The following is a 9,509-nucleotide window of genomic DNA, read 5'->3' as shown; positions in this document are numbered from 1 at the left end:
TCGGCACCCTCAAGCACTGGATGGGCTGGACGCACTTCCTGACTCGAGGCATCGAGAACGTGTCCACCGAAATGAGCCTGAGCGTGTTGGCGTACAACTTCAAACGCGTCCTCAGCATCCTGGGCTTCGAAAACACAATGAAGGCAATGCGCCTTTCGGGTGCCTAGGCCGCCCGAAAGGGTCGCTGTAAGCGGGAATCGGCCGTCCGAAGGTACCTCAAAGACCCCTCAGACGAATCGCAGGCTCGGCCAATCCGAGTAAGCCACTGTGGGCCGGAGTAGCGCTGCTGCGAGGTAAGTTCTCCGTGCGTTATCACACGGCCTCCAGCGATAGCAGTCGATCCGTCGTGCTGCCGAAAGGCCGCTTATAACTGTGGCGGGGCATCCTGGTTATGCGTTGATGTGCTTTCAGCAAGATTGCCAAGAAAAATCTGGTGCTTACATCGACGAAACGGGCACCACTCGCGCAGGGTCGCAATATCGCACGGTCTTGTCTGCGAAGTTTTCTCGCCACTTCTCGATCGTTGCTGGCAATGTGCCGCGGGCGTCTGGCACATTAGTGAAGTAACGCACGCAGTCCTCCTCTGAATCTATGTATGCGGCCCACATTTGCCCTAACTGATCGAACATGACAATGCTTTCCATTTGGGTATAAAGGCCTGCCACACCGCCCCAAACGACCGTGATCCCTTCCCCGTCGGCGCATTCGCCTAAGCCAATGTCTGATGTGCATGTCCGCATAGAGCTCATGTACTCGCCGACAAGTTGATAGAGGCGCGCCAGTTCCAGCTCATTCATGAGCCCGCTCTCAAACCAGGGCTCCGACTCGTGGATATAGTTTCCGCTGAAATGAGCCCGCATGCCGCCCCAGTAACGGCAGCGCGCCGCCTCATTGATCTCGATAGCGCGCCCAGCCTCACTGTGCTTGCGCCGAAAAACGAGTTCACCAGCCGGTTCGCCTGGTCCATTTGGCACCTTTGCGAATGCAAGATCGTGCGAAAGAAGCCTCGCGTAAGAAGTTATGCGACCATGGTGTGCGCCGTTGAACACAGCAAGGTCGAAAAGGAACCCACGCGGGCCGACTTCCCTAATGAACAGGTTTCCCCCAGCCATTTCATTCCAGCGCGATGTCCAGCGCCCCCACCAAACCGGAGCATTAGCTCCCGAGGGAAGGTTGCCTACCTCATCGGTAGTAAGTGCGCTGCGGAGGGCCGTTTCAAGCCGACCTTGCAATAGGGCGCGTGGCTCCGCCGGTTGGTCAGTACCAGCTTTGTGATACACAACCGTGCGGCGCCCCCGCAGGTCAAACGGCAACAACTCCGGCCCACCGTAGACGCCGTTTTGTACAAGGATCGTGTTCTCCCATCCGAGCTCCGCGATGGCATAACCAAGCTCCACTAAAACGTTAGGATTCGGACTCGGACGGGCTGCGCTAGCGTTCACGATACTCACGTCGGCGACGAAGACATCGCTGACGGCAATCTTTGCCAAGATGCTATTTGCGATATCGGGAGACCCTGCCAGGTTTGCTGTGTCACGGTCAAGTACTGCTTGTATGCCAGCATCATGGTCGCGGCCTATTGCACGAATTGCACGCTCCAAACTTTCCTGAATGAGATTTCGGTTGCCGGCGGAAGGCAGGTCCGATTGCCATGAGTAGAAGACGATTCGCTGCATCGTGGGGCTTGAGGACGACGATAAACCCCCGATCTTATTTGTCAGATCGCTCTCAGCAGTTAGGCAGTCATTCAAATCATGGCCCAACGTCCGTTTTCAGCCTGAAGCAGTCCTTCGGTGGAAAAAATCGACCGGCAACGTTGCAGCGTGAGGAGCCCCGTCGGCGCCCGCGTGCGTAGTGGGTATTTAAGCCATCGTGGATGCCGCTGCAGCTGACCGTGGGCGGCGTTTCAGCGCCATCTCAAGCTGCACCAGCTAGGTCAGGCGCTCATCAAAACTGAAGCGCCCAGGGTTTCGCGAAGGTCAGTTGGTTTACGTCAGGCGGCTCGCGGCCTGACCAGCGCGTTGTCTGTGGTACTTTGCCTCGGGCCTGGCCGGAGGGGTAGGTGATCACCATACGGTTCACGCACGCTACTTCGACGCCGATAGCACGACCCTCACGTTGCGATCGTTGGCAGAATCCCGCTTGGCAGCATTCAAGGTACCCTGCCCCGCGATACCCTCCGCCGGGACCTTCACCGCGGCCTTGGAGAGCACGCCTGCGGCCCATACTGCACGAGCGCGCGCCAAGGCACGGTTGCCATCGATCTGCGAGGTATTGGGGGCGCAGGAAGCTGGCAGGAAGATATTCGGGTCCTCTCGCGAGGTGAATCTGTAGGTCTGAACTCCATTCGATCCCGACGACGTGATCTGAAGGTCAGATGCATCGCCACCATCAAGCCACTGCTGGAGCTGCTTGCAATCGAAACTGGGTACGGATGCATTCCCTATGACTTCCGCCTTGTAGACATTCCCGCTGGCCTTGGCAGCGCTCGCGATCAGCAACAGCGACTGGCGAAGATCCTCGTCGCTGTAGAGCTTGGCAGCGAAGGGCCCGACATCAAAGCGGAACACCGAGTCGCCCAGGCGCATGCACCTGGAACCGGCCGGCGCGACCGCGCACAGATCCATGGACGGCACGACAGGCGCAGGGTTTGCCGCCTTGGCCGGCGCCGCCGCCGCGGGCGCAGGCGCTGTCACGTAGAGGTTCTGGGTGTTGGTCGACGTGGAGTTGGAGTTCGCAGAGGCCGACGCACTGGCTGTGGCCTGCGCGACAGACAGCGACATCGCCGCGCTGACCGCCATGCCCGGAGAGAAAGATATGCCGCTTTTCCGCGCATCCTCCGATATGGCCATGGAAGAACTGAGCGCCAGTGCGGAACGACGAATCAAGGCCTCGTCGACCGCACCGACCACATACTCTGCTCTCACCACAGCCCCCTTGTCGTCAACCATCTGCGCTGCCGTTGTCGGAGTCATTGCTTGGCGCACTGCCCACTGGGCCGACAGATAGGTCTGGCGCAGCCCCGGGGAATAGTCGGCGGCCACCTCTGGTGGCGAGGCCTTCTCGGTTGGCAGAGCCTTCTCGGCGGATTCAGGAGCAGAGGCCACCTGCGAAGCAGCCAATACCACTTCACTTCTTTCAGACTTCAGCATGTTCATAACGTTCTTTACGGCCAGAGCAAGGCCATGCTCAACGAACGGCTGCAAGGTCGGGCTCTTGCGGATCACCTTCGGATCGCTCAGCCGTTCGCAAGCAGCAATGCCTAGGGGGATCCACAAAGGACTTGCTTTACCCTGATCATTCAAACGTGTCTGAGCGCCCCCCTTGTAAGCCGCCATGACTTGCGCACGAATGAGCCCCTCCATACCCGAGGTTACTTTCTCCTGGATCTGTGTACCAAACGCCGCCATGGAAAGGGAAACGGTGCCATAGAGTTTCGCATTACCTCGGTCAATCAGAAGCTCGATGGGATGCAGGCTCTGGTCGACGAAATCGAATAGCCGGTAGGCTCGCTGATAGACAAGGCTTGCCAGCAAGGTGTCTGCAGTGGCAGCACTGATGTCCCCCGCCAAGGCCGTGCGGGCATCCGCGACATGTCGATCTACGGCAGCGGAGAACTGCGCCATGTCTTTCGCAATAGCGATGGTTGCGGTGTCAGCTGCGCCGTGTACCACAGCCACCTGACGCCGGGCTTGGTTCACACGCAAATTGGTCTCTGCGAGTGCCTTGTAGGCTGCGCTTAGAGAGGTCTGGGCTTTTGCGATCGCCGGTCGATTCGGGGCCTCGTGCAACAGCGATAGGTAACATTGGGAGATGGATGCTAGGTTGCGAGGCGTGAGCGGCGTGCCGCATACCTCAACGATCGCCGCCCTTAAATCCTTCCCAGCATCGGCCAATTGCCGGTCCTGTTCTTTGACCGCTGCAGCTAGTTTGGCCAATTCGGTGTCCATCACGCTGGACACGCTTTCACCTTGAACCTTTACCTTCATCTGCAGGTCTGCCAAGCTGCACTCGATGAGTGAGTGCAGGCCGCCCACGCCATCGATCGACAGGCAATAGGTTTCCGCGCGAAGGCGGGCCTGGATCAAATCCCCGAACTGGCTCGGCAACATGGGTAACGAAGCAGTCTTGTTCTGCTCCAAGTCCTGGCAGGCCTCGGCCAAACTGAGGCTCTGGCTCACATGTTCCGGCAATGAAGAACAGCCTGTCAGTATGAGCCCTAGCGCAACACTGATGAGACGACGCATCTTAGGCTCCATTTATATATTTGAAATTCCCTCAAATGGGCAAGCGCATTTGTAACGTCATATTTTGGTTTATGCAAGCACCACAAATGGAGGTGCACAGCCGGGGCTCAGAAGCAGAAGCAAAGGCTGAAGCGGCGGTCTGCTCAGTGCGCTTGTTGTAGTCAGAGGTTGCTTTTCTCTCACCAGGGCCGGTGCCAAATTCCCATCTGGATTTTCCCTTGGTACCAGGCTCTTTGCCTGGTTTTTTCTAGATCGCCATCCCAACCGTGTGGTTGGCAGTTCTAGTCGTTTGGGAAGCAGAACCGAGATGCGTCGTCATGTGATGCGGGTCAGATAGGCCAGCATGGCGATCAGCGTCTCGTGGGCGTTCCCGGACCTCAGGCGAAAGTGTGGGGACGTGTCCATGGTTCCACTTTCTTCCAGTGCTAGAGACTCCGCAAAACCCGGCGGCGCTTTAGATAGCAGTTATAGATTGGTTCAACTTGATGGAGCTACCCGGTCTTGAGCAGCCATCTTGGTAGGCGCTTCGGCAGCGTCTGCAGTCCTGCTGCTCCGTGGAATTCGACGCCCGAAAGCGGCCGTGCAACACTGTCACGACTGATCTGGCAGTCAGCCGCGTCTACGCAAGGCTATGCGCGCAGTTTGCACTCATCAACCCGGCGCGCAAGCAGGCTCAAGGTCACCAGGTATTGGATCGCTTTGACCTCAGTCAAGTCGTGGGTGAGGGAATGCGCCTTTACGTTCCGTACGCCTGTGTAGACACCCTCAAAAATCATCATGAAGCCTTTCTGGTCATTCTGCCCAGAAAGCGAGTCGACCTCGCTGAAGATGAGGCGCCCGTTGTTCATCCCGAAGGCTTGCCCTACGAGATCTTTTCCGTCTAGGTCCAAACCAGTTCGCGCTCGAATCATGTCAAAAACGGCGACTACGCCAGTCAGCACAGCATCACGCAAATGCCCATTTCGAAAGAGAGGAACTGCATGCGTAACTATCGCTGGATGCAGCAGATCCTCTACCCGAGGAAAGGCTGATGCCACGGCGAGAGGACCGGGCCCCGTGTTCTCTGCGGCGACTTCTGCAGTTGCAGTTTGAGCCTGAACCAACCGCTGCAGCGCGCCCTTCATGATTGCGACTGCATTGCCATACGCCTGCTCCGCCGTGCCCTGCGAGTAAGAGGTTGTCCCACTCACACTTCTAATTGCGCGCTTCAACGCATGTATAGCAGTCGCCGGCACGACCTTTCTCAGCTCAGGTACGAGGTCGTCATTCGCAATCATCGGCTCAACGATGGTTGCAAAGGTCGTCCCAATTTTCAACTCGTCATACGGAACGCCCTTGTCGTACCTCCGAAGGTCTTCGGACACTCGGTCGCACATGGAGATTAGCTCAGCGGCATCTTCAGGAGTCATGCTCATACTAGGGGGAGTCATTCCTTGGTTTTACTGGTGTGTAACCAGCGCGCAGCACATTTTTTCTGGAGCGCAGTCATCGCCCTAGCAATAACTGATAGGAGTCAACCTGAGTCCGCCTCAGACTCGCAGCATTATGGGCCCCCGGTTCTTGAAACACAGCCTCAGAGCCTTCGCTTTTAAGACGTCGTGGAATTTCAGTGCGACTTTCAAGGTGGCGGGGTCGACGTGCGGGAGACGGACCTTGCTAACCTCGAAAGGGCCACTGGCGGCTGACGGCCACCAGCCTGAAGCAGTCTCGCCAAGGTCGCTTCTTCAGCGATTGCTGCTGACCTCGGACGAGGCTCCGGTGACGGCTACGTGATCAAGGATTGCCCCAAGCTCGCGTGCAGCATTTTGGCCAGAACGCCGTCGCTGAAGGTGGATGGCAGCTGCGCACCACAGCCCTGTCCGGCAAGCCAATGCGCATCAGTGCGGACGCCCTGCCAGAGTCGGCGTGACAAGCTCCATCCGATCCCGCCCCTTCCGCTTCGACGCATACAGCGCTTCGTCCGCCCGCTTGAGCCAATGCGACAGCTCGGCTTCAGGATGGTCGAACAAGGCCGCCCCGATGCTGAGGGACACGGGCTCCGGGGTTGCGAACATCGCGCTCGCCTGCTGGGCGAACGCCTCGCGCAATTCCTGGCCCAGGGCCTGTGCGGCTGAAGCCGACGCATTGCGCAGCAGGATCACGAACTCGTCCCCGCCCAGCCGTGCGGCCAGCGCGCCGCTGGGCAGCGTGCTGCGGATCAGGTTGCTGAGCGTGATGAGCAGGCGGTCGCCTGCATCGTGGCCGTGCTGGTCGTTGACCTGCTTGAAGTGGTCGATGTCCATCAGCAGCAAGGCACCCGGGCTGGTGGGCGAAGCCTGCCGCAGCAGCGCCGGGGCGCTCAGGTAGAGCGCGCGGCGGTTGTTCAAAGCGGTGAGGGGGTCGAGGGCTGCTATCTGCGCAATGCGTTCCTCGCGGCGATAGCGCTCGGTGCCAGTCATGGACATGGCGAGCAACATGATCGCCATGACGCCTTCCACGAGCGATACCTGGATCACCACGCCCCGAAAGCTGGCCAGGTTGATGAATGCGTCGAGCGCCACCACCGAAGCGGCCTTGGTGAGGTAGAACAGGCCGTGGGCCCACAGGACGAAGCGCAGCTGCGCCGCGCCCACGCTTAAAGCGGAGCCGACCTGCGGGCGCAGCAGCAGGCCGGCGCGCAGGGTGACGGCGGCGACGAGCAGCGACTGCACGCCCAGCATCGCCTTGGACCACCAGGGCCCTTCGGGCAGCCACAGCATCGCCAGCCAGACGGCGGCCAGCAGCCACCACCCGGCGCGCGGCAGCCGGGCGCGCCTGAACGCGGCAATGCCGGCCAGGAACAGCGCGTGGGCCACGATCAGCAAGCCGTTGGAGAACCAGATGCCCACGAACACGAAGCCGCTGGAGCGCAGCAGGGCGAGCGCGCTGCCGACGGCGATGACGGCGAAGCCCGCGCTCCAAAGCAGCAGCGAACGCTCGCGCACGCTGCTCCACTCCGAAGCCAGGTACAGCGCAGAGGCGGTCGCCAGGGCGGCGGTGATGACGAGCAGGGTGAAAGGATCGAGAACCATGGGCGATAGATGGATATATCGGCACGGGCAGGCCGGGCTCCGTGCGAAGGCTTCCCGGCCAGGAGCCATGCGCGAGGACGGGGCGACTGCTCGGCGGCGACGGGAATCGGGCCCGAAGTGAAGTGCCTGAACCGCCCCTGATTTTTACTTTTCCCCAGGATCTGGACCTCCGTCCCGGGGGGATGGAACAGTATCCAGCAGAGTGCAAACCCGAAGTCGTCGAGTGCCTTTGGGGCTGATGAGGGCGGCGCGAAGCTGAAGCGTTGCAGGCCTGGCCCTTGCCGGGCCATCCAATGCAAGCCCTCCAGTGCAAGCCCGCCAACGCACTCCCTCAATACGGAAGAATCCCCGGCAGCAGCGGCCGGTTCAAGCGCTGGCTCCACCATTTGAGCGCCTCGCCCACGTGCTCCGGCCGCCAGGCCAGCCAGAAGGTCTCGTCCGGGCGCGGCTCTTCCACGGGCAGTTCCACCAGCACGCCGGTTTCCAGCTCCACCCGCACGCAGGCGCGCGGCACGAAGCCGTGGCCCAGGCCGGCGGCCTGGGCGGCTATCTTGGCCTGCATGTTCGGTACCGTGATGCGGCGCTGGCCGGAGAGCAGGCCCACCGTGCGGTCGGCGAGCGAGCGGGCGCCGTCGCCCACCACCACGGCCGTGTGCTCCAGCAGGTCGGCGCGGGTCAGGGGGCGCTGCAGTCGGGCCAGCGGGTGGGTGGCGGTCACGCAGAAGGCGAAGGCCAGGCTGCCGACCGCGACAGCCTTGTAGCCGCCGCCGGCCGGGCCTTCGCCGGCGGCCACGATGAGGTCGGCACGGCCTTCGCGCAGCGCTTCCCAGGTGCCGGTCATGGCCTCGCTGGCGATGCGCAGGCGGGTGCCGCACTGCAGGTCTTCGAAGGCGCAGATGTCCTGGTTGAAGGCCTCGGTGGGGATCAGCGAATCGTGCATCAGCCGCACTTCCGATTCGAAGCCGGTCGCCACCTGCCGCATGCGCGATTCGAGCTGGCGCGCGGCGGCCAGCAGCCAGCGGCCTTCGCGGATCAGCTCCTGCCCGGCGGGCGTCAGCGCCACGCGCGGGCCGTTGCGCGTGAAGAGAGCGAAACCCAGCTGTTCCTCCAGCTTGCCCACGGCGTAGGAGATGGTGGAGGGCACCTTGTGCAGCTGTTCCGATGCGCCCGCGAACGAGCCGCTGCGGGCGATGGCATCCACCAGTTCGATGGCTTCCAGCGTGAGTTTGAGCATGCGGTTCCCGGGGTGTGGTGAATCATCGAATTTATCGATGATGGCGGCCCACACCTTTCAACCTGCAGGGTGCGGTGCAGGCCGATACTTCTTCCATCGCAGCACTGAAAGCGCTTTCTTTCAGTGTGAATTCCATCGATGAAGAAAGAAGGGACAGACACCATGCTCGATATCCGCCGCGCCCAGCAACGAGGCATCGCCAACCACGGCTGGCTGCAGTCGCGCCACACCTTCTCGTTCGGCCACTACCGTGACGCGAACCAGCAAGGCTTTTCGGACCTGCTGGTCATCAACGACGACCACGTGACGCCATCCAACGGCTTCGGCACGCACGGCCACCGCGACATGGAGATCTTTTCCTACGTGCTCGAAGGCGCGCTGGAACACAAGGACTCGATGGGCACGGGATCGGTCATCCGCCCCGGCGACGTGCAGATGATGAGTGCCGGCAGCGGCGTGCAGCACAGCGAGTTCAACCACTCGGGCACCGATCCCGTGCACTTCCTGCAGATCTGGATCGTGCCGAACCAGCGCGGTGCCCAGCCGCGCTACCAGCAGGTGCATTTCACCGAGGCCGACAAGCGCGGGCGCCTGCGCCAGATCATCTCGCCCGAAGGCGATGACGGCGCCCTGGCCGTGCGCCAGGATGCGCGGGTCTATGCCGGCCTGTTCGACGGCGATGAGTCCGCCGAGCTGGCCGTGGGCCCGAACCGCCACGTCTATGTGCATGTGGCGCGCGGCAGCGTGGAGGTGAACGGCGAGCGGCTGGACGCAGGCGACGGCGCCCGCATCCGCAACGCCGGGCCGCTGCGCTTCACCGGGGGCGAGGGCGCCGAGGTGCTGGTTTTCGACCTGCGGCCGAACGAGCTGCCGACGATGCCTTGAGAGCGGCGAACAAAACCCTTCTGGCGTCGTTGCCGCATCTTGTCGTACTACTCGTACTGCCTGCGATGCAGCGCCTAGCCAGAACCGCTTCGC

6 protein-coding genes and 1 pseudogene are annotated in these 9,509 nt (G+C 61.4%); 2 read left to right on the top strand and 5 right to left on the bottom strand.

The window, feature by feature from the left end; genetic code table 11:
* Positions 1-167, top strand: a pseudogene (locus BM070_RS24455) (IS5/IS1182 family transposase); the annotation flags it as partial.
* Positions 168-437: 270 nt separating this feature from the next.
* Here BM070_RS24455 and BM070_RS24450 read toward each other — a convergent pair.
* From BM070_RS24450 to BM070_RS20350, 5 genes are all read right to left on the bottom strand, one after another.
* The gene (locus BM070_RS24450; protein WP_139222893.1) at positions 438-1,676 is read right to left on the bottom strand and encodes a hypothetical protein; all 1,239 of its coding nucleotides are present in this window, start codon (positions 1,674-1,676) and stop codon (positions 438-440) included.
* Positions 1,677-2,087: 411 nt separating this feature from the next.
* On the bottom strand, positions 2,088-4,247 hold the full coding sequence (locus tag BM070_RS20365) for a hypothetical protein (protein ID WP_139222892.1): 2,160 nt from the start codon (positions 4,245-4,247) through the stop codon (positions 2,088-2,090).
* A gap of 629 nt (positions 4,248-4,876) precedes the next feature.
* Positions 4,877-5,662, bottom strand: coding sequence for a TIGR02391 family protein (locus tag BM070_RS20360; protein ID WP_217648959.1), 786 nt, complete (start codon positions 5,660-5,662; stop codon positions 4,877-4,879).
* A gap of 462 nt (positions 5,663-6,124) precedes the next feature.
* The gene (locus BM070_RS20355; RefSeq protein WP_092941331.1) at positions 6,125-7,297 is read right to left on the bottom strand and encodes a GGDEF domain-containing protein; all 1,173 of its coding nucleotides are present in this window, start codon (positions 7,295-7,297) and stop codon (positions 6,125-6,127) included.
* A 331-nt stretch (positions 7,298-7,628) separates the two neighbouring features.
* Entirely contained in the window at positions 7,629-8,531 is a 903-nt protein-coding gene (locus BM070_RS20350; protein WP_092941329.1) for a LysR family transcriptional regulator, read from the bottom strand.
* Between the two features lie 162 nt (positions 8,532-8,693).
* Here BM070_RS20350 and BM070_RS20345 point away from each other — a divergent pair, with 162 nt between their 5' ends.
* Complete coding sequence (locus BM070_RS20345; protein ID WP_092941327.1) at positions 8,694-9,416, top strand: pirin family protein; 723 nt, start codon at positions 8,694-8,696, stop codon at positions 9,414-9,416.
* Positions 9,417-9,509 lie beyond the last annotated feature (93 nt).

This window comes from Paracidovorax wautersii, from assembly GCF_900113035.1.
GTDB classification, from domain to species: Bacteria; Pseudomonadota; Gammaproteobacteria; order Burkholderiales; family Burkholderiaceae_C; genus Paracidovorax; species Paracidovorax wautersii.
This window is presented reverse-complemented; position numbering and strand designations above follow the sequence as displayed.

Bases quoted from the DNA above. Each gene is read 5' to 3' on its own strand.
- BM070_RS24450 (WP_139222893.1), bottom strand. From the start codon at position 1,676: ATGCAGCGAATCGTCTTCTACTCATGGCAATCGGACCTGCCTTCCGCC.
- BM070_RS20365 (WP_139222892.1), bottom strand. From the start codon at position 4,247: ATGCGTCGTCTCATCAGTGTTGCGCTAGGGCTCATACTGACAGGCTGT.
- BM070_RS20360 (WP_217648959.1), bottom strand. From the start codon at position 5,662: ATGAGCATGACTCCTGAAGATGCCGCTGAGCTAATCTCCATGTGCGAC.
- BM070_RS20355 (WP_092941331.1), bottom strand. From the start codon at position 7,297: ATGGTTCTCGATCCTTTCACCCTGCTCGTCATCACCGCCGCCCTGGCG.
- BM070_RS20350 (WP_092941329.1), bottom strand. From the start codon at position 8,531: ATGCTCAAACTCACGCTGGAAGCCATCGAACTGGTGGATGCCATCGCC.
- BM070_RS20345 (WP_092941327.1), top strand. From the start codon at position 8,694: ATGCTCGATATCCGCCGCGCCCAGCAACGAGGCATCGCCAACCACGGC.